Annotated in this window: 18 protein-coding genes; 13 read left to right on the plus strand and 5 right to left on the minus strand. The window is 39.6% G+C overall.

The features are described 5' to 3' along the window. Window positions 1–341 precede the first annotated feature (341 nt). Together AC5WOC_RS20145 and AC5WOC_RS20150 are read right to left on the minus strand one after the other, a co-directional pair. The gene (locus tag AC5WOC_RS20145; RefSeq protein ID WP_496057213.1) at window positions 342–1637 is read right to left on the minus strand and encodes a glutamate-1-semialdehyde 2,1-aminomutase; all 1296 of its coding nucleotides are present in this window, start codon (window positions 1635–1637) and stop codon (window positions 342–344) included. A 461-nt stretch (window positions 1638–2098) separates the two neighbouring features. Then, window positions 2099–3535: a hypothetical protein gene (locus AC5WOC_RS20150; protein WP_496057214.1), complete on the minus strand. Its 1437-nt coding sequence runs from the start codon at window positions 3533–3535 to the stop codon at window positions 2099–2101. A gap of 160 nt (window positions 3536–3695) precedes the next feature. On the opposite strand from AC5WOC_RS20150, the gene AC5WOC_RS20155 reads away from it, so the two are divergent. Beyond that, window positions 3696–4577 (plus strand): winged helix-turn-helix domain-containing protein, encoded by an 882-nt coding sequence (locus AC5WOC_RS20155; protein WP_496057215.1) that lies wholly within the window; start codon window positions 3696–3698, stop codon window positions 4575–4577. A gap of 161 nt (window positions 4578–4738) precedes the next feature. Here the strand turns inward: AC5WOC_RS20155 and AC5WOC_RS20160 are convergent, their stop codons facing one another. Continuing rightward, window positions 4739–5191, minus strand: coding sequence for a hypothetical protein (locus AC5WOC_RS20160; RefSeq protein WP_496057216.1), 453 nt, complete (start codon window positions 5189–5191; stop codon window positions 4739–4741). Between the two features lie 218 nt (window positions 5192–5409). Between AC5WOC_RS20160 and AC5WOC_RS20165 the strand changes: the two genes are divergently transcribed. From AC5WOC_RS20165 to AC5WOC_RS20190, 6 genes are all read left to right on the plus strand, one after another. Then, a complete protein-coding gene (locus AC5WOC_RS20165; RefSeq protein WP_496057217.1) occupies window positions 5410–8547 on the plus strand; it encodes a hypothetical protein in 3138 nt (1045 codons plus the stop codon). Between the two features lie 43 nt (window positions 8548–8590). Next, window positions 8591–9334 carry a sporulation protein gene (locus tag AC5WOC_RS20170; RefSeq protein ID WP_496057218.1) on the plus strand — a complete coding sequence of 248 codons (744 nt, stop codon included), beginning with the start codon at window positions 8591–8593 and terminating at the stop codon, window positions 9332–9334. A 10-nt stretch (window positions 9335–9344) separates the two neighbouring features. After that, complete coding sequence (locus AC5WOC_RS20175; RefSeq protein ID WP_496057219.1) at window positions 9345–10103, plus strand: sporulation protein; 759 nt, start codon at window positions 9345–9347, stop codon at window positions 10101–10103. Between the two features lie 273 nt (window positions 10104–10376). Further along, window positions 10377–11234 (plus strand): iron uptake system protein EfeO, encoded by an 858-nt coding sequence (gene efeO, locus AC5WOC_RS20180; RefSeq protein WP_496057220.1) that lies wholly within the window; start codon window positions 10377–10379, stop codon window positions 11232–11234. Continuing rightward, window positions 11231–12493, plus strand: coding sequence for an iron uptake transporter deferrochelatase/peroxidase subunit (gene efeB, locus AC5WOC_RS20185; protein ID WP_496057221.1), 1263 nt, complete (start codon window positions 11231–11233; stop codon window positions 12491–12493). The genes efeO and efeB overlap by 4 nt, the downstream gene beginning before the upstream one ends. 2 nt (window positions 12494–12495) lie before the next feature. Continuing rightward, window positions 12496–14256: an FTR1 family iron permease gene (locus AC5WOC_RS20190; RefSeq protein ID WP_496057255.1), complete on the plus strand. Its 1761-nt coding sequence runs from the start codon at window positions 12496–12498 to the stop codon at window positions 14254–14256. 377 nt (window positions 14257–14633) lie between these two features. Here the strand turns inward: AC5WOC_RS20190 and AC5WOC_RS20195 are convergent, their stop codons facing one another. Further along, complete coding sequence (locus tag AC5WOC_RS20195; RefSeq protein WP_496057222.1) at window positions 14634–14930, minus strand: hypothetical protein; 297 nt, start codon at window positions 14928–14930, stop codon at window positions 14634–14636. Between the two features lie 555 nt (window positions 14931–15485). Between AC5WOC_RS20195 and AC5WOC_RS20200 the strand changes: the two genes are divergently transcribed. The 3 genes from AC5WOC_RS20200 to AC5WOC_RS20210 are packed head-to-tail and all read left to right on the plus strand — an operon-like array spanning window position 15486 to window position 18065. Then, a complete protein-coding gene (locus AC5WOC_RS20200; protein ID WP_496057223.1) occupies window positions 15486–16481 on the plus strand; it encodes an ABC transporter ATP-binding protein in 996 nt (331 codons plus the stop codon). A gap of 2 nt (window positions 16482–16483) precedes the next feature. Continuing rightward, the gene (locus AC5WOC_RS20205) at window positions 16484–17278 is read left to right on the plus strand and encodes an ABC transporter permease (RefSeq protein WP_496057224.1); all 795 of its coding nucleotides are present in this window, start codon (window positions 16484–16486) and stop codon (window positions 17276–17278) included. 1 nt (window position 17279) lies between these two features. Then, window positions 17280–18065 (plus strand): ABC transporter permease, encoded by a 786-nt coding sequence (locus AC5WOC_RS20210; RefSeq protein ID WP_496057225.1) that lies wholly within the window; start codon window positions 17280–17282, stop codon window positions 18063–18065. Here the strand turns inward: AC5WOC_RS20210 and gerPC are convergent. After that, window positions 18016–18345, minus strand: a complete 330-nt coding sequence (gene gerPC / locus AC5WOC_RS20215) for a spore germination protein GerPC (RefSeq protein ID WP_496057226.1) — start codon at window positions 18343–18345, stop codon at window positions 18016–18018. The two genes, AC5WOC_RS20210 and gerPC, sit on opposite strands and share 50 nt — an antisense overlap. 106 nt (window positions 18346–18451) lie before the next feature. On the opposite strand from gerPC, the gene AC5WOC_RS20220 reads away from it, so the two are divergent. From AC5WOC_RS20220 to AC5WOC_RS20230, 3 genes are read left to right on the plus strand one after another with little or no spacing between them, the layout of a single operon-like run. Next, window positions 18452–18841 carry an Hsp20/alpha crystallin family protein gene (locus AC5WOC_RS20220; RefSeq protein ID WP_496057227.1) on the plus strand — a complete coding sequence of 130 codons (390 nt, stop codon included), beginning with the start codon at window positions 18452–18454 and terminating at the stop codon, window positions 18839–18841. 22 nt (window positions 18842–18863) lie between these two features. Beyond that, window positions 18864–19082 (plus strand): spore germination protein, encoded by a 219-nt coding sequence (locus tag AC5WOC_RS20225; protein ID WP_496057228.1) that lies wholly within the window; start codon window positions 18864–18866, stop codon window positions 19080–19082. Continuing rightward, the gene (locus tag AC5WOC_RS20230; RefSeq protein WP_496057229.1) at window positions 19082–19378 is read left to right on the plus strand and encodes a hypothetical protein; all 297 of its coding nucleotides are present in this window, start codon (window positions 19082–19084) and stop codon (window positions 19376–19378) included. The genes AC5WOC_RS20225 and AC5WOC_RS20230 overlap by 1 nt, the downstream gene beginning before the upstream one ends. Window positions 19379–19405 lie beyond the last annotated feature (27 nt).

Below are 19405 nucleotides of genomic sequence, written 5' to 3' on the forward strand. Positions count from 1 at the left end.
ATACATGATTTTCTACTGAAAATAGTTTATTTCATTATGACAAAAATGTGGGAATGTTTCGAAATAATTTGTCATAATGGTATGAACACTCGTAAGCTTTATCCCCACGAAGTTCACGGTGTATCCTACATCAAATTTGTTATTTTGGGTTTTATTTTTTATGTAAATTTAAAATTAGTGTACAGTAACTGGATATCATTCTACTAAGTAGCAGAGTTCACCTCCTGATGTATGTTGAATGCAGAACTAAAAAAATACCTATCCATCTCAAATGGGGATAGGTATATTATTCGCCATAGTAATAAATATTCCTACTATTTAAATGTTAATCTATGAATATATCAGGTATTTGTCATTTGCCTAAATGATTGATGGACTGCTTCTATTGTTTTTTCGATATCCCTTTGGCTGTGTGCAGTAGTGAGAAACCAAGCTTCGTATTTGGATGGGGCTAAATATATTCCTTTTTCCAGCATCAAGCGGAAAAACTGACCGAATTTCTCACTGCTTGCCTTTCGTGCTCCTTCATAGTCTGTGACGGGTTGATCACTAAAGTAAACAGTAAGCGCTCCGCCTTGACGGTTTAATTGGATGGTTATGTTGTATTTTTTTGCAGCTTCCCAGATCGCATCTTCCAACTGTTCACCCATACTACTTAATGTTTCATATGTATCTGGTTTTGCTAATTCGTTTAAGCAAGCCATTCCAGCAGTGATGGATAATGGGTTCCCAGCCATTGTACCAGCTTGATACATTGGTCCCATTGGTGCGACCTTTTCCATAATTGCTTTTTTCCCACCGTATGCACCGATTGGAAGCCCACCGCCGATAATTTTTCCTAAAGCAGTAAGGTCAGGTTCCACATTGTATAGGTTTTGTACTCCGCCAAAATGGAAGCGGAAACCAGTGATTACTTCGTCGTAAATAACAAGTGCCCCTGCTTGATGTGCAAGGTTGTTTACTTGTTGCAGAAAATCGGGTTTTGGAGGAACAATCCCGAAGTTACCAACAAGCGGTTCCACTAATATTCCTGCTACTTGATCTCCCCAGTGTTCCAGCGCTTGTCTGAATGCTTCTATATCATTAAATGGGACTGTGATCACTTCTCCAGCGATACTTGCAGGTATACCAGCACTATCGGGAATGCCTAATGTGGAAGGGCCCGAACCGGCCGCTACCAAAACTAAATCAGAATGACCATGATAACATCCTGCAAATTTGATAATTTTATCTCTGCCTGTGTATGCACGGGCGAGTCGAATTGTTGTCATGACTGCTTCTGTACCGCTATTTACAAAGCGAATTTGTTCCATGGAAGGAATGGCATCCCGTATCGTTTGCGCAAATCGCACTTCTTTTTCTGTAGGAGTGCCATAGAGAATCCCAAGAGACGCCACTTCTTGGATCGCTTTGGTTACTTCCGGGTGTGCATGGCCTAGTATAATCGGCCCAAATGCTGCTAAATAGTCGATGTATTGATTATCATCTTCGTCCCAAAAATATGCCCCTTGTGCTCGTTTCATAAAGATCGGATATTCACCGCCAACAGCTCCAAAAGAGCGTGATGGGCTGTTGACTCCACCAACAATGACGTCTAGCGCTTCTTGGTATAGCTTTTGTGATGTATTTGTTTTCATTTTTATTGCTCCTTTCTTCCTTCGTAATTATACATGAGAAGAAGGCGGTTTTTAGGTGAGAGTAAATTTAAAATAAATAGATTATTGTTTACAGGGATATTCTAGGAGAGGTGTGTGTAATGAGGTTAACAGAAATAGAGATATTGATAGAGAGAGCAATCAAAATTTTTAATAAATTATATTCTTTCTGATTCGTATATGGTAAAATGAATTTATTATTGAATACTATTCTTTAGGAGGTAAAAGTAACCATAAGTAGCAAGTGTTATTTAGAGTTCAACAAATACATTTGTATGTAAAGATGTGAACGATTACATTTTAAAATAATGCGATGGTTTGAGTTAGTCCACACTGACTGCTGTGTTTACAGCAGTTTTTATTTTGTATAATTCACTTCTTTTTGTAATGTGCAGCAGTGATGGAAGACTATATCCATCACTGCTGTTCTGCAAAATATGGAGTTAAACCTGACTATTTGGGAGCTTCTTATGGATTGAACACAAGATTCTATAGTATTCCTTTTTTGCATTCTTCCATGTGTCATCATCCCAAGTTTTGTCGAGATGCCAACGTTTGATGACTGAAGCTAGCTTTCCAAGGACGGCTTGCCATTCGATGAGGTCAGCATCAAGTTTCAACGCATCCCAACGAAGATAAGCGAGTTTTGCCTCCATGCCAGCCTCATACACATCAAGTTCACGAGGAATTTCTACAAAACTTCCATCATAGTTCGTATCTTCCAATTGTGCATGGCGGTTCCAAGCCGTCTTATTAGCCGTTTCGGCTTCGGGAACGGCTACTTGTGCCATTTTAATGATTGTCTGGAATCGTTTGATCTGCAGACTACTGTACTCTACATTTTCTCTGCTTTTTGCTCTCGAGGCGAAATGAAAACCTTCACCTGTGATGATTGTGACAAGTTGACCAATGACCTCATCAACCCGATCCGCAGCCTGCAGCGTGTTTTGAGTAAGCTGCATTACCTTTTTTACAGGTTCCCGGGTCTCCATGCTCATCCATGTGTCCCATGCTTCTGTCTGTTTCGCATAAAGGTATTCCCACAGACGAATGACAGACTCCGAGTGTGGATCAGACTGATAAGCTTGAATACTCTGTTCCTTGTATTCAAGTCGGTTTTTGGCACGACACCAAGCATTTTGAACGAGGATTACATCGTTCTTATTCTGACCTAGTTTTATCGTTTTTTCAATTTCGGCAATTTCTAGCCCAAGTTCCTCCAAAAAAGAATCAGCAGTACTTTTGCTGGCCACTTTCTTGTTGTCCACCTCATATGCGGGAATAATGTAAAATACGTCTGCAGTTTCTTTGATCGATTCATAAACCTCGCGAACTTTTTCATTCACACGGTATAGAATCAGAGGTTTTACTTGTCGCGTCCTTCTAGCGTTGCGAGCAACAGCTGTTGCAAAGTCTGCATCAAAGTAGAGTACTACTACAAAGCGATTTTCTTCCTTCGCATCGGCAATCACAACATCGCGCATCGCTTCATTGTCACCGGACTCAGAAATGAAGTTAACCTTAATGGTTCGCACTTCTTTGGCATGTTGACGTGCTGCTTGCCGAAACGTTTCTGATGCACGCTTGGAACCAATTTGTCCAGCCTTGCCACTTTTTTCTTTTGGTGTGAGAAAGTGATCAGGGTTGATATCAACACATTGAAGCGGTCCTGGATAAAAGAGTCGGATAACGTGTTCATGGGTGTGATTGAATTCTCTTGTAATATAGAGAATCATATCTTCGACAAAAACGGACTTGCCAACTCCACAATCCCCATGGAGACAAAAGGTGATCGGACGGCCATTGCTAAGATAGAAAATTTCCTCGAATGTAGGTTGTTCACGCAATTCGAGTGGTGTCATCTGCTTTGTCTTTTGCATCGAATTTCGCTTTCTGAAGAGATGATACATTATCTATATTATAGAATCTGAAAGGAAGAGAAGCTATATTTTTATTGTTATTTTCACTCAAATACTGTAGAAGTAATACGATGAGAGTATGTATAATTAGGGATACCGAACCACTTTTCTTAGGAGAATAATGAATACTGCACCTCCCCGAAAGCAAATTGCAGACAGTTTGAAAGAACAGATCTTGCAAGGGAAGCTTGCACCCGGAATGAGACTAAAAAGGGAAATTGCTCTTGCCTATGAGTTTCAAACTTCATGGGCGACGATTCGAAATGCACTCTACGAGCTAGCAGCCGAAAATTTGATCAAGGAGCAGGACGGCCGCTGGGTAGTCATCTATGATGGCGATATTCGTATGCTGAAAAACGAAGGTCGCGCCATGCAAATGTTGGAAGACAGCATTTGGTGGGCATTTAGCAAGAGTGAACTAATGCGTGAGGCTAGAGGAAAGCGCCAATACGAAGTAATCATTGAAGCAATTAGTTTTACAACAGAAATGCTATACAAAAAAATCACACCGATTTTTGAAGCATTTCGATCTGGTGAGCTTGTTCCGCCAAAGTACCTCACTGTACGCATTATTGCAGCGGATACATCTTCTCCGCTTATTTTTCCAGTGGACATCGATAGCCCAGCGGATCCGGATGCGTTGGAACGATTTCGTGAGCTGCAACGCGATTTTCTGATTCCTCTGGAACAGGAATTGAGAGGTTTGCAGACTGCAGGTCTCGTCCAGCAGGTAAACGTCAATATCCGACTCTTGCCTCAAGTGCCTCTTTCGAAGCTGTATCTGTTTAATGGCAGAGAAGTCTTGGAGGGAGATTATCTACCAAGGAATAACGAAGTGGAGTACAGGGGAAAAAAACTTACAATTCTAGATGTCGTCAGCCTGGATGGAATCCTTACTCGAGAGAGAGACAGATTTCGAGTAAAGAAGAAGCAATTGTTTTTCAACGGGCTTTGGACGAATGTCGTGAAAGATGTTCCTCTGCACGAAATACTGAACTCTTAAGAGAAGGTTTACAGGTAATTTTGCCGTTAACGCAAAATGTGGGTCAGAGAGAAACTCTGACCCACAAAAATTTTTATATTAATGAAATGGATATATCCTAACACTGGCCACCCGAAATGAAATTCAGGTGACCAGTGGTGTTCATATGAGGATGTGTTTCCTCACACGAACTGGGTCTTATCGATGCAGGGCTGGAGAGCCGCATGCAGCTCGGAGTCCGTGGGTTTCACCGACAGTCTCCTCAGCAGAGCCTGAGCCCGCTCGACCGCATCGCACTCTTCTTCGGTCTTGAATGAGATCGTGACGCACCTGCCAATGATCCAATTCTCCCAGATCAGAGTGGTCTTGGGCGGGTAGGTGGTGCGCTTGATTTCACCCTTCTCACTAACCCAGACAAGCGTGGTGTCTTTCTCCAGCTTACTGAACACATACCTCTTGAAGCGAAAGAACGCCATGAATTCTTCGAGAGTGATGTGCTCGGTGACGCCAGGCACTCCGTAAGGGATGGTCGTGGTATCGTCGGGGTTCTGGCGCAAGTAGATTTGTGCTGCGATATTCGTTGCGCCCCATTCACGGACGGTGATCTCATTGGCGAGCAATGTTCCCTCGGACATGTATCCTGCCTTGATCGAGTTGTTGAATTACTTTAACTATACTGTACATATCAGCAGGAAACAATAAATTTGCACTCACTATTTTCACTTTCACTTCTAATGGAAAATATCGGTGCTTTCTGTGTATTGTGAAAGCAAGCGTTCTTATGATATTCTTAAGCTATTCATCAATTTCTCTTATTATTTTACAAATTTTGCTGGTTAAAGGAGGTTGTAGCATGGCTTTCTTTGAAGTAGGCGATGTATATCGACAAAGGTATCTGATAGAGAGCGTTGTTCCCTTCTTTCAAGGTGAACTGGCGATTGCTGTATATGAAAACAAACGATACTACTTACAATCTGCAAGTTTAAATAGACAAGCACCACTGCGCGCGATATCGCAATACCGTAATTTAAAATTGCCACAAGTGATCCCATATTTAGACGTTTATGATGAACCAGGTATGTTAGTATTTATTCGACCATATGTGGAAATTCGACCACTTCGTGAAATTATTACAATGCAAGAGTTGTCGGAAGAACAAGTAGTGAAATGGGTGCGGGAGTTATTGCATGTGGAAGCAGTTTTACGCTCCAAACCGATGTCCATGTACTTACTGCTTGATTTACGGAATGTAGGGATAGACGATCAGAACCAGCTGAAACTGTTTTTCTGTGGCTTGGAACATATTATGGTTTATGAGTCCAAATTGGATTGGGGAACATTTATTTACAGCATGTTATCGGGACAATTTTTGGATGGACCGATTTTGAAGTTGCCAAAAAATTTCAAAGTATCCAGAGCAATGTCTCGGCTAATTCAAAAATCGTTTAAAGAATATTCCGTTCCACCTGTATTAGAACAAGTGGAGATTTTCGAAAATAAACAGTCAAGCAGTGGATTGTTGGGAAAGTTTTGGGGAGAAAAAAAGGCTGAAAATGATACTGTACTCGTACCCAATACAACCAAGCGCAATGTGGAGACTTTCTCTCCCGTGATTCGACCGATTCATCGTACTGAACATCCATTGAAAGAAGAAAATTCTCCTGCTACTACGATCGTAACGGACAAATTCAACCGGTCAGAAGAGGATGATTCCAAACACATCGTCATCCAAGAGAGGGGCACATTGGTGAACGAAGACGACGCAAAAGGCTTAGATAAGACCGATGATACAAAAGAAACCAAAGAATCTCCCGTAGCAACAGTTATTCATGAAGAAGAAAAAACGGTACCTGTGGAAGACAAGAAAGAAGAGTTGGAAAAAGAAGAGAAATGGGAAGACGAATTAGAAGAATTTTTTGCAGAAGAGCCTTTGGTAGGAGAAAAAGATGAACATGTATTTGTTGAGGATGAGCAAATTGCTATTTCCAAACAAGCAGAATCGAATGTAACCACAGAAGAAGATGCCAATGTGTTTAAGGAACCAGAAAAAGAACTTGTTGAGGAACCAGAAGAAGCAAAACAAGAACAACCAAAAGAAGATGTAGTAGAACAGCCTGTTTTTCAGGTCGTTGAGCGTGTTGATATCGAGATATCACCAGTAATGGAAGAAGCAGCATCAGAAGCAAAAAAAGAAGAAGCAACAACGAATGAAAAAGAACAATTGCCAGAACAAAAAACAAAGGAAGAAGAAAAAGCTGTCAAGCAGCATCCAGAATCCAATCAAGCAACATTTAAACTTTCTCCTGCTTTGGCCCAGTTAGAAGGACAAGATCTTTCCCAATCTTTTGTGCTGAAACTCAACAAACAGCAAGAAGAATTGGAGAAGGAACAACAAGAACGCTTGAAAAAAATGCGCGAAGAGTATGAGCGCAGAGAACAAGAGCTGATCGAAGAACACCGTCGAAAACTGGAAGAAGAACAGCAACGTCTGTTAGAAGAGCAACGGAAAAAATTAGAACTCCAGCAACAAGAACTATTGAAAAAGAAACAAGAAGAACTGGCTCGACTTCAGGAAGAAGCAAGACTAGCAAAAGAGAGAAAGAAAAAAGAAGAATTGCGCAAAGCAAAATTAGCAGATGCACGCAAGCAATTTTTGGAAAAACAAAAAGCGATTTTGGCACAAGAAGAAAAGTCATATCAAGAACGTCAACAAGTCCTGCTGACGCAATTGCAGGCAGAATATGAAGAACGTAAATTAACGCTATTAAAACAACAAGAAGAAGAATTCCACTCACGGACTCAAGCACAATTAGCAGCATTGCAAGCAGAACAAGAACAAATTGAGGCAAATATCAATGAAGATCCATCTATCCAAATACCTTCAGATACGAAAAAAATTGTCAATCCAATTGTTTCCGATCAAAAGAAAGATTCAGTCGAATCCTTGTCTCCTTTTACAACTCCAGAGGAGTCATTAGCCGAAAAGGTTGTTGTGCATGATCAATCGGAAAAAACAGCAGTGGAACCAACAGTAAACGAACAAACCAGAGTACCAGCAGTTGAGTCCAACGAAAAGTCCCCTATTTTTAAAGAATCGGAACCAATTTCAGAGGAAGAAAATGCTGAAATTGATAATGTTTTTGCAGAAGCAGTTCCTACAGAGGAGGTGCAATCTGTTGCTAAAGAAGAAGCAGCAATGGAGGATAAAACAAATGAACAAGTAGCAAAAGAAGATTTAGTGGAAACTGAGTCAGTAGCTGAATCAAAGCCCGAACAAACAGTAGATCCTGTGTCAAAACCGACGATGGAAGCTGTTATTGGTAAAGCAGAGCAAGTACTAAAAGAAAAGCAAAAAGAAGAAGAACAGCAAAAAGAAGCAAATGCAGATGAAAAACCAAAAACGTCACAGGTAGTAAAACAATCAGAAGATGAAGATACAGAAGAAGACCAAGAGACTTCAGACGAAAGTCAAGAAGCGACAGGAGAAGAAGCACCGAAAAAGAAACGTAGACGGAGAAGACGGAGAAGAAAGAAAAAGACTGAAAATACCGAGGCTACAGAAGGAGCAGTGACTGAAGCAGCGTCTGGTGACAATCCGTCAACTGAATCTGCTGAAAAATCACCAGAAGATATGAGTTTGGAAGAAGCTCGTAGAAAAAGAGAATTAGAACTGCAGCAACTGGAACGTGAATTAGAATTAGAGCAGCAAGATCAATTATCTAAGCCTAAACCGCCGCAGAAAAAACAACAGTCTACCAAAACAAATAACCAAGCTCCTAAACCCTCACAGGAACAACTGAAAAAGGAACAACCGAAAAAAGAGCAGCCAAAACCTGAACGTTCCAAACCAGAGCCGGAAAAACCAAAAACTGCACAAGCCCCAGTAGTAGCAAAGAAAACGGAGGTTCCTGTTGTAAAAGATACAACTGAACATGCAACACTTGCCAAACAGTTCGAACAGTATTTAAAATTGTTTAAAAAGAAACGATAGGAGGCCAGGCACCTCCTATTTTCTTATGAAAGGAGATTATTTATTGTTTAATTGGATGTCTAGTTTAGGAATAGGTGCAGCGACAGTAGATACACATTTAGAAAGGGACCAATATGCTCCAGGAGATATTGCTTCGGGTGAAGTGGTGATTAAAGGAGGGCTTGGTTCCCAAGTTTTTGATCATATTGAATTACATCTTGCATTAGAATATCGAACAGAAGGAGAATTGAAAAATAAATCTTTCACTGCCCAAACATTTGAAATAACAGGGCCAATCAAAATACAAGAACATGAGATACAAAGAATTCCCTTTCAATTTACTTTGCCTGATATGTTGCCAATGTCAACCGGTCATTTTCCCATTTATATTAATACGGTTTTAGATGCGAAGTTTGCGGTTGATCCCAAAGATGAAGATAAAATTACGATATTGCCAGCGAAATTAATTCAACATATCTTAAAAGTAATAGAAGATGCAGGTTTTATTCTTTATAAAATTGAAAACTTAGAATTAATCCAAAAGCCAAAAGCAGGTTTTCCGTTTATGCAAGTTTTTGTTTTTCGTCCCACAGGTTCGAATCATGGAGTTATTGACGAATTTTCTGTGGTATTCACACATACAACCTCTTCTTTTAAAATGGAAATGGAGATTTTACGAGCAGAGCAAGCATTGCAGAGTACTTTTGAATGGAGTCATCGTGATCCTGAAAGTACATTTCGCATTAATGGAGCGCCTGCCGAAGGAAATCCATTTGAAAAACTTAGATCATTGTTGAGAAGGAAATAGGGGGAACACCGTGAATTTATTTAAGAAATCGCTTGCTACTTTTGGAGTAGGCTCTACAAAAGTTGATACCCGTTTAGAAAAATCTACGTATATGCAAGGGGAACTTGTGAGAGGGAAAGTGCATGTACTAGGTGGAAGTGCAGAACAAAAAATTGATGAGATATATTTGCATTTACAAGTACAATATGAACTAGAAGGAAATATGTCTGAGTATTTGGTAGAGAAAATATTAATTACCGAACCATTTACCATTGGTCCAAAAGAAGATAGACAGTTTGCTTTTGAATTTCAGTTACCATATGATGCACCTGTTTCTACCTCTGGTGCTCCAATATATTTACAGACAGGCCTAGATATTAAACTGGCAAAAGATCCACAAGATGTAGATGGAATCGAAGTATTGCCGCATCCGTATATTGATATGATTTTAGAAGCAATTGAGTCAAATGGTTTGCGTTTAGCTAAAGTAGAATTTGATTTTGAGCGTCACTTTTCGAGACATCCATTCGTACAAATGTATCATTGTGAACCTACTACCCAAATAGAGTTTGATTTGGATGGTGCAGCATTTGTATTTTTTGCTCATCAAAACGAAGTAGAAGTCATCATGCATTTGGATAAAAAGGGGGATGATTTATTCAGTTCCATGGAAGAAGCATTTAAGTTAGATGAAAGACTTGGTAGATTTGTTATACATCTCGATGAGATCCATCAAGGAAAAGAATACCTCTCCCATCGTGTAAAAAATGAGATATTAAAAACGATATGATCCTTAAAAAACACTGCCTTCTTTTAGTAGGCAGTGTTTTTTTGAGGAACTGCAGCATCCTTTGTGTGTTTTACTATTCTGAAGGGAAACATAATGTCCAGCAAAGAGTTTTGTTTCAGGGCTCAGGATGGCCTATGTATTTGTTCACAGACTCTTTCATCCTTCAGCGAGAGGTTTTTGTATATTTTATGAAACTATTCGTTGACAATGAGAATCAATATCAATGATAATGAGGAAGGAATGAGAGCGCAGAAGAGGAGAGTTTATTATTTCATGAAATCAATAAATAAAAGTATGATGTTTCTTGGTGTAGTTCTTGTTTTAGTAACTGGTTGTACATCACAAACAACTGATATTAACAAAAATTCAACAGCACCTGTGAAACAGACGCAGGCAAATCCTGAATTGAATCAAGTGGTTTCAGAATATAGAACTTATGTTGTGCAGCAAACGGATCAATTAGTACAAAACACAGAAGCTTTTGTTCAGGCTGTACAAGCAGGTGATATGGAGAAAGCGAAGCAGTTATACGCACCTGCCAGAATGTATTATGAAAGAATCGAACCAATTGCAGAATCGCTTGGAGATTTTGATCCAAAAATAGATGCCCGCGAAAATGATGTCCCAGCAGTTAGCTGGTCTGGATTTCATAAGTTAGAAAAGGCGCTGTGGAGCGACAAAACAATAAAAGGACAGGATAAAGTAGCAACTCAACTTTTACAAGATGTCCAATTACTCAGAGCGAAAGTAGAAACCGTTCAAATTACCCCTGATATGCTGGTCACTGGGTCAGTAGAATTGTTAAACGAGGTATCTACCAGCAAAGTAACGGGAGAAGAAGAACGTTATTCACATACGGATCTATATGACTTTGTTGCTAATGTGGAAGGTTCGGAAAAGATTTTCACCTATTTAAAGCCTTCTTTACAAAAGAAAGATGCATCATTAGCTAATAATATCCAAACCAAGTTCCAAGCACTAAATACTGAATTAGCAAAGTATAAAAAAGGCGATGGCTATGTATTATATGGTGATTTGAGTAAAGAGCAGGTAAAAAAATTATCCCAACTTCTCGATGCTCTAGCAGAACCATTATCAAAAATTGGTACTGTTTTGGAGGGAGCTTCGTGAAGTCAACAAATGGTGATATTTTATCGCAGCCAATCAGCAGAAGAGAAGTATTAAAACTTACAGGCATTGGTGGATTGGGGCTAATGCTTGGATCGAGTGGAACATGGATTGCAAGTAAAACACTGCAACAAAAAAAGCCAATTGATGTTGTTCCGTTTCATGGGAAAAATCAAGCTGGAATTATTACACCAGTTCAAGACTTTGTTTGCTTTGCTGCATTGGATGTAGTTGCAACGCGATTGGATGATATCCGAGAATTATTCCGTGAGTGGACAGAAGCGGCAGCACGTATGAGTAAAGGTCAAACAGTTGGACAAGAATCAAAACAAGGTCTGATCCCTCCCACTGATACTGGTGAAGTTGCTGGACTATCAGCATCATCGCTAACCATAACATTTGGAGCTGGGACAACATTTTTTCGCAAAGACGGAGAGGATCGATTTGGTTTAGCCGCAAAACAGCCAGCTAGGTTATCAGAGATACCTGCTTTTACTGGTGATAATTTACAAGACGAGTGGTGTGGAGGAGATGTATGCATTCAAGCATGTGCGAATGATCCGCAGGTAGCATTTCATGCGGTGCGTAATTTAATTCGAATTGGCCGAGGTTTAGTTACAGTCAGATGGATGCAGTCTGGTTTTCAGCGAACAGCACAAGCGGACCCCCAAAAAGGCACTCCTCGAAATTTACTAGGATTCAAAGATGGAACGGGAAATCCAGATATTCGCAATATGCAAAAGATGAAACAGGTAGTTTGGGCACAAACTGCTGATAGAGTGCCTTGGATGGTAAATGGTAGTTATATGGTTGTAAGAAGAGTTCAGTTTCGAATAGAAATATGGGATCGCACTACTCTTCAAGAAGAGGAAAATACATTTGGCAGACATCGTGACAGTGGAGCACCTCTAGGAATGAAAAATGAATTTGATAAACTCGATTTGGATAAGAAAAATCTAGACGGCAGCTATATGATACCCGATAATTCACATGTTCGTTTGGCACATGGTGATGGTAAAGTCGAAATTTTACGTCGTTCGTATTCTTATACCAATGGATTAATAGATAAAACAGGACACTTGGATGCAGGACTTTTATTTATTTGTTTTCAGCGTGATCCGCGGCGCCAGTTTGTTCCTATTCAGATGCGTCTATCCAAAGCTGATAAATTGAATGAATATATTTCACATGTAGGAAGTGCGGTTTTTGCTTGTTTTCCAGGAACCCATCAAGGTGGTTACATAGGGGGTTCATTGTTTTGATAATGATTAAACGTAATGTAAAGATATTATGTCTATTAAGCTTACTTGTTTTTCTTCAACCTTTTGCAATGGTGTATGCGTCTTCTTCTGATGAGTTAATGATTCTCGTAGGTGACGCCTTGGCAAAAGCAGGGGCAAAAGATTGGACAACGGTTCAAGCGGATTTGACAAAGTATCAACAGACATGGCAACAACAAAAAAATACTGCTGATAAAGCAACACAACAAACAATCAATCAAGCTCTTTTACAGGCTGATCAAGCATTGAAAACAGCAAATCAAAACCCGTCAAATGCTTTTCAATCGATTTCCAATCTAGCAAAGATTACCGATAAATTTGTTTCCGGCTCGCAGCAGATCGCGAAAAAGTCTGGAAAAGAAGAAGCAAAGCAACTTTTAACGCAAATGCAGAAATGCCTAACATTTGCTGGTAAAAATGAACAATTGCAAACAAAGAGCTGCTACCAGCAATTTACGATCGAGTGGACAAAAAATGAACAGCTTATTCGTAATGATTCATCCGCTTTTTATGGGCAAGTAGAGACAAAGATGAGTTTGGCGCGGATTTATATTCAAGCAGAGCCGGTCGATCAAACAAAAGTAATCCAAGCAATGCAGGAACTCATAAAAACGCTGGAAGATTACAGCAATGGAAATGTGAAAATATCTGCGAATAGCAGCAAAGATACAATAGCAACTGTGCTGCAAATTTTAAAAAAGGCAGATAGTCTTGTATCTTCAGGGCAAACTTCTCAAGCAGCAGAGCAAATGCAATTATTCATTCAAAAGTGGCCGAATGTAGAAGGAATTGTCCAGATTAAAGCGCCTGAACGCTATACGAAAATAGAAAATCAAATGGCAGAAGCATCTAGCTATTTGGTATCTGCTCCTGTGCAGACAAAAAAAGCATCACAAGTAATCAAACAGATGATCACTTCCTTAGAGATGGTATCGACAAATGAAAATTACAATGCATGGGATGCAGGAATTGTACTGCTTCGCGAAGGATTAGAAGCAGTGTGCATTATTGCAGCATTACTTGCTTTTTTAAAGCAGTCCAATAACCGAGGAAAACGAAAATGGATTTGGAGCGGGGCAGTAACAGGTGTCATACTCAGTATTGGAATCGCCGTTATACTGCATGCGTTTCTGGCTGACATTGCAACAGGCAGTACAAGGGAATTGATCGAAGGAATCACAGGTGTTATCGCCGTAATCATGATGATTACTGTTGGGGCATGGCTGCACTCCCAGTCCAATATGAAAAATTGGAAAAAATATGTTCAAAACAAGATGGGAACAGCGATTGCAACTGGAAGTCTATGGTCATTATTTGCGATAAGCGGGCTGTCTGTTTTGCGAGAAGGTGCGGAAACTTTAATCTTTTTTATAGGGATGGCGCCTTCTATTCAGACAAATCAAATGTTGTTAGGAATCGCTGTTGCTAGTTTATTGTTAGTGATCATTGGTCTTTTGATTTTAAAGATAAGTTCAAAAATACCTTTGCGTCCTTTTTTCATCATTGCAGCTATCTTTATGTATTATCTTACAATCAAATTTATGGGACAGAGCATTCATTCACTGCAAGTAGCAAATAAACTGCCTGCGCATACATCGAACATATTACCATCTATCAGTAGTATCGGGATTTATCCTACTTGGGAATCAATTCTTGCTCAGACTGCTATCTTATTAATCATTTTAGCGGTGGTAGTTTGGAATACGACAAGATTAAAAGAAAATAACATACAAAATACAGCATAAAATTGCCCCCCAAAGTTGGGGAGTTAACTTAGAGGAGGCGATGTTCTGTTGATGTTCTGTTACACAAGAGTAAGAATGATGTTGACCATATGAACCAGCACAAATTTGTGTGGGAGAATGCTTAATTTCTTCCATTTGCCGTTTTGTTTTCTCAGCGGAATCTGGTCAGTTGACTTTTTTGGCTGTGTCTTCCAGATGTTTGATATATTTCTCTCTCGTTACCCCTTTGGGGAGGTGGAGTACAAGGTACATCCTTTTCTCCTATGTTAACTAGACAAATGGTCACCTAAATTATATACAACAATGACAAAATGCTAACCCGTTGTACAAGTTTTCACCCGATACCGCCTAGCAGTATCGGGTGTTTTTCTGAGGAGCTATTTGCAGTTTTGATCGTAGCAGATCCCGTTCTTTACTGCCTCATGGAGTTCGTTTCGCAGATTCTGTTCCTGAGATGTAGTGAGTCTGCGTTTCTTTTTCTCACTCTCTACGATGAGATGAATGATACCTTCGTCAGTAGTAGGACGATATATGGCAATGGGTTCACTGAGTCCCTGTACGACTAGTGACATCTTCTGTGCGAATTTGGACTTACCAGGAACATGCCAATGGATTTTTTTGATTGCTCCGTTGGATGCGGGTTCCAGATGATAGCGAAGATCGAACTTCGACATGTGATCTCCTTAGAAAGGATAAGGGTTGCTGGATACTATCAGTATACTTATTTTTTTTCCAATTTGAAATGAATTTGTATGGTAGAAATAGAATCTACACTTGGCAGTCGCTATTGCAAATAGCCGCATCTGATAGTTCCTGCCGCAGTTTTGCGACTTGTGAGGAAGTGAGTTTTCGTCTAAGCATCTCAATTGCGATGATCATCTTGATAATACCTTGCTTTGATTTATCTACATGTCCATTGTATGCACGTTGAATGGCAAGAAGGAGTTTCTTTGTTTTTTCTCTTTCCTGCTACATGCCAATGGATTTTTGTGATCTTGCCATCTGGTCTATTTTCTTGTCTATCAAAGGAGTATGTCATTCGAAGTGTACCCATTATTTTTTCCTAATCTGAGAAATCCGTTCAATTAAATTATATTTTGTTGAGGTATGATAAGGAAATAAATTATCACAAATATTGTTTGCAGAATCGACAAATGTACTTTACAATAGTAAGTGATCTGATGTTCGCTTTTTCACAGAGCGAACGTTTTTATGTGGAGGAAACAGGGATGAATGCAATACAAGCAGAGAAATTAACAAAGGAATTTCAAATTTATCAGAGTCGGAAAGGATTGACTGGTGCTTTTCGTGATTTGTTTAATCGTAACTATCGTACCATCCGTGCTGTAAATGAAGTGAATATAAGCATCCCTCAAGGGGAGATGGTTGGATATATAGGGGAAAATGGTGCTGGGAAGTCGACCACCATTAAAATGTTAACTGGTATTTTGCAACCAACTTCTGGCGAGTTAAAAGTAAATGGCTTTGATCCGCACAATCAACGGGAAGAGTTTGTGAAGACGATCGGTGTTGTTTTCGGTCAACGCAGCCAGTTGTGGTGGGATATTGCTGTACAAGAGTCATTTACGTTGTTGCAAAAAGTATATCAAGTAAAAAATCAAAAACTGCTTGACCGCATGATTGAAGTATTAAATATAGGTGAGCTGCTCGATCAACCTGTTCGAAAACTAAGTCTTGGTCAACGGATGCGCTGCGAATTAGTCGCTTCGTTAATTCATCAGCCTTCCCTGCTATTTTTGGATGAACCAACCATTGGTTTGGACGTTCTAGTAAAAGAAAATATTCGTCAGTTTCTGCGTGAAATGAATAAGGAATTCGGCACTACTATTTTACTAACAACACACGATTTAACGGATATTGAAGCACTTTGTAGTCGTGTGATTATGTTGGATAAAGGTAATATTATTTACGATGGCGGACTGACAAAGTTAAAACAAGAGTGGGGAGAAGGAAAGAAAATTCACTTGGAACTCGATCAAGAAGTTTCTTTGGATCGTTTAGATCAATTGACAGCTGCTCTTCCTGTCATATGGAGTAAAAGTGAAGTGAATAAAAATTTGTTCACAGCACAATTACAAGGCAATTCCATTAGTGCATCAGAAGTTTTGTCTTTGTTGGTGACATCTGGTGTGCCGATTCATGAAATGCAGATACAAGAAGTATCGACAGAAGAAATCGTTCGGAAGATTTACCAGGAGGGCTAAACGTGTTAGCGATGTATAGAGAGGTAATCCGCATTCGGTTTTTGATGATGCTGGCTTACCGAGTTAACTATTACAGTGGGATAATCATTTATAGTATCAACATTGGCGCATATGTATTTTTGTGGCAAGCAGTTTACAATGGCAAGCCGAGTTTAGTGGGGTTTACTGCGACTCAAATGGCGACCTATATTGCTGTTTCTTGGATGGCACGCGCTTTTTACTACAATAATTTGGATCGGGAAATTGCAGAAGAAATTAGGGATGGTTCGGTCGCCATTCAAATTATACGACCTTATAACTATTTGATGGTAAAAGTATTTCAGGGATTCGGCGAAGGTTTATTTCGTCTATTCCTATTCAGTGTACCAGGGATGGTGATTGTCTCTTTCATTTATCCGATTCAGTTACCGACGGATCCCCTGGTATGGATTCAGTTTTTGATCAGTTTATTATTAGGATTTATTGTTAATGTAGAAGTCAATTTGATCATCGGGCTGTTTGCATTTTTTGTCTTAGACAATCAAGGAATACTTTGGGCAAAACGATTTTTGGTCGATCTTTTATCAGGATTAATTATCCCAATAACTTTTTTCCCTGCTGTGCTTCAAAAAATATTTGCTTTTCTACCTTTCCAAGCGATTAGTTATATTCCAAGCAATACTTTAGTAAGAGGATTGAGTATCGATAAGTGGCTGCCAGCGATCGGTATTCAGTTTGCTTGGACAATCATTTTGGCATTGATCTGCTGGGGAATATGGGTGAAAGCACGCAAAACGCTTATTGTGCAAGGTGGTTGAGATGGTACAATTTCAGATATTTTGGGAATACGTAAAACAGTATATGAAAGCAAGGCTTTCCTATCGACTTGATTTAATAGTAAAATTTATTACTGATTTGGTTTCCCAATCATTTAACCTCATTTTTATCGTCGTAGTTTTTGGACATACAAAACAGCTGGGCGGCTGGAACCAACAAGAAGTAGTATTTATTTATGGTTACTTTTTGCTGCCTTGGGCGATATTTGGTACATTTTTTAATTTATGGAGCTTTAATGATCGTTATATTATCAAAGGCGAACTCGACCGTGTGTTGACTCGACCGGTACATAGTCTTTTACAGATTATCATGGAATCGATGACACCAGAGTCTTTGATAGGAGTAATCACCGGTTTAGCGGTGATGGGTTATGGTGCTTCAGGGCTTCATTTGCATTGGACTTGGTATGACCCACTATTGATGATTTTGTTTATTTTAGGTGGTGTCTTAGTATATGGTGGAATATTTATTGCCTTGACGAGTGTTAGTCTTTATACAGACTCTAAGACAGATATTCAACCGATTGTTTTTAATGTGAGTAACTACGGCCGTTATCCTGTTAATATTTATAATCGGATTGTACAGTTTGTATTGACATGGATACTGCCGTTTGCCTTTGTTGGTTTTTATCCGGCCAGCTTTTTGCTTGATCGTGGAGATTGGCGGATTTATGCATATATTACACCTATTGTCGGTTTGGTATATATATCGATTGCCGTCATGTTGTGGAATCGTGGGATTCGTCATTATCGGGGAGCGGGGAATTAACCTGCTCTTTTCTTTTGCCCAAATCTACCGATACTCCTTCCTCATTGACGATGCGTTCCGCCAATTCCGACATGTGTTCTCCTTCGCCATTTAAACTCAATCCTAAATTTAAAATGCCATTTAAATTTTCAACATTTAATTCTTGAATTTTGTATTCCAATCTGTCTACTCTGATCGGTTTTAATTCCGAGATTTGTTGTTTTAGTTCTGCATTTTCATTACGGATTTTTTCTATTTCTTGTCTCAAATACTCCAAGTACTGCCAATACTCATCATTCATACTTTCCACTCCCATTCGTTATTGTCATTTCTTTATTATATGGGGTGACCATATCGTCTCATGACGCATAAACTAGGCTAACAACGGTTAAAAGGGGGGAAGAAACTTGAATCAACCAAACTTTTCTCAAGTACATGAGTTGGCGAGAGCTTTTCTTGGAGATGATTTTTTTCAAGAGATGGGCCGGATTACTTCTTCTGCTTCCCCCTCAGATCCAGCAGCGGATGTTTACCAATCACGCAATGAAGTGATAGTTGTAGTGAATTTGCCCGGTATGGAAAATATACACACTATTGATATCAATGTGGAGAATACAGATCTTAAGTTAAAAGGGGCTTTTGAATCGCCTTATCAAGCTTATGAAGCGACTTTGATGGAACGAAAACGGGGAGTATTTGAGCGGGTCATCCCGCTTGGGGTAAAAGTAGAATCAAAATATCAATCCGCACGGTATAAAAAAGGAGTATTGGAACTACGGTACCGAAAAAAAGACTAAATAATCAAAGGAGGAGGAGTCGGTGGGAACCATAAACAATATTTTTAATTTACGCATCAACAGTGTGTCCAGCACCGCCTCCGTAAATTTTGGCAATACCATCAATGTTGGCTCAGAGAGTAATTCTAAGTCAGTTGGGGGATCTTCCCCAGTAGGTGATTTTTCCAGAAATGCTGATTTTGAGCGTAATGTGAATATCGATCCGGATTTAATTGACCAAGGAAGGTCAGGGTTAATCTGATGATTTGTGTAAAAGTGGGATGCATTAGAATAAATTTAATAGATGGTGCTGCTTCATTTAATATGGGAACAGTTATCAATCTGCAAAATACAGCCTATCGAGTATTACAACCAAGACAACCAGAGGGAGCACCACAGTTGCCAGAAGGCCCGCTTGTTCCAGAAAGACCGATTCCTCCTGTGGAACCAGAACCACCAACGCGACCTGGTCGGCCAGAACCTCCAGTTATCCCTGGAAGACCAAGAAAGCCATTTAGACCTCGGCCTGTTAGACCACATCCAAGACCAGGACGCTAAAAAATACAATTACACGAGATGAAGTCC

Source organism: Shimazuella sp. NTD247 (assembly GCF_059510415.1).

What these genes read in the sequence shown, in the direction of transcription:
- AC5WOC_RS20230 (WP_496057229.1), top strand. Translation starts at nt 19,082, where the DNA reads ATGATTTGTGTAAAAGTGGGATGCATTAGAATAAATTTAATAGATGGT.
- AC5WOC_RS20155 (WP_496057215.1), top strand. Translation starts at nt 3,696, where the DNA reads ATGAATACTGCACCTCCCCGAAAGCAAATTGCAGACAGTTTGAAAGAA.
- gerPC (WP_496057226.1), bottom strand. Translation starts at nt 18,345, where the DNA reads ATGAATGATGAGTATTGGCAGTACTTGGAGTATTTGAGACAAGAAATA.
- AC5WOC_RS20165 (WP_496057217.1), top strand. Translation starts at nt 5,410, where the DNA reads ATGGCTTTCTTTGAAGTAGGCGATGTATATCGACAAAGGTATCTGATA.
- AC5WOC_RS20210 (WP_496057225.1), top strand. Translation starts at nt 17,280, where the DNA reads ATGGTACAATTTCAGATATTTTGGGAATACGTAAAACAGTATATGAAA.
- AC5WOC_RS20195 (WP_496057222.1), bottom strand. Translation starts at nt 14,930, where the DNA reads ATGTCGAAGTTCGATCTTCGCTATCATCTGGAACCCGCATCCAACGGA.
- AC5WOC_RS20150 (WP_496057214.1), bottom strand. Translation starts at nt 3,535, where the DNA reads ATGCAAAAGACAAAGCAGATGACACCACTCGAATTGCGTGAACAACCT.
- AC5WOC_RS20160 (WP_496057216.1), bottom strand. Translation starts at nt 5,191, where the DNA reads ATGTCCGAGGGAACATTGCTCGCCAATGAGATCACCGTCCGTGAATGG.
- AC5WOC_RS20200 (WP_496057223.1), top strand. Translation starts at nt 15,486, where the DNA reads ATGAATGCAATACAAGCAGAGAAATTAACAAAGGAATTTCAAATTTAT.
- efeO (WP_496057220.1), top strand. Translation starts at nt 10,377, where the DNA reads ATGAAATCAATAAATAAAAGTATGATGTTTCTTGGTGTAGTTCTTGTT.
- AC5WOC_RS20145 (WP_496057213.1), bottom strand. Translation starts at nt 1,637, where the DNA reads ATGAAAACAAATACATCACAAAAGCTATACCAAGAAGCGCTAGACGTC.
- AC5WOC_RS20190 (WP_496057255.1), top strand. Translation starts at nt 12,496, where the DNA reads ATGATTAAACGTAATGTAAAGATATTATGTCTATTAAGCTTACTTGTT.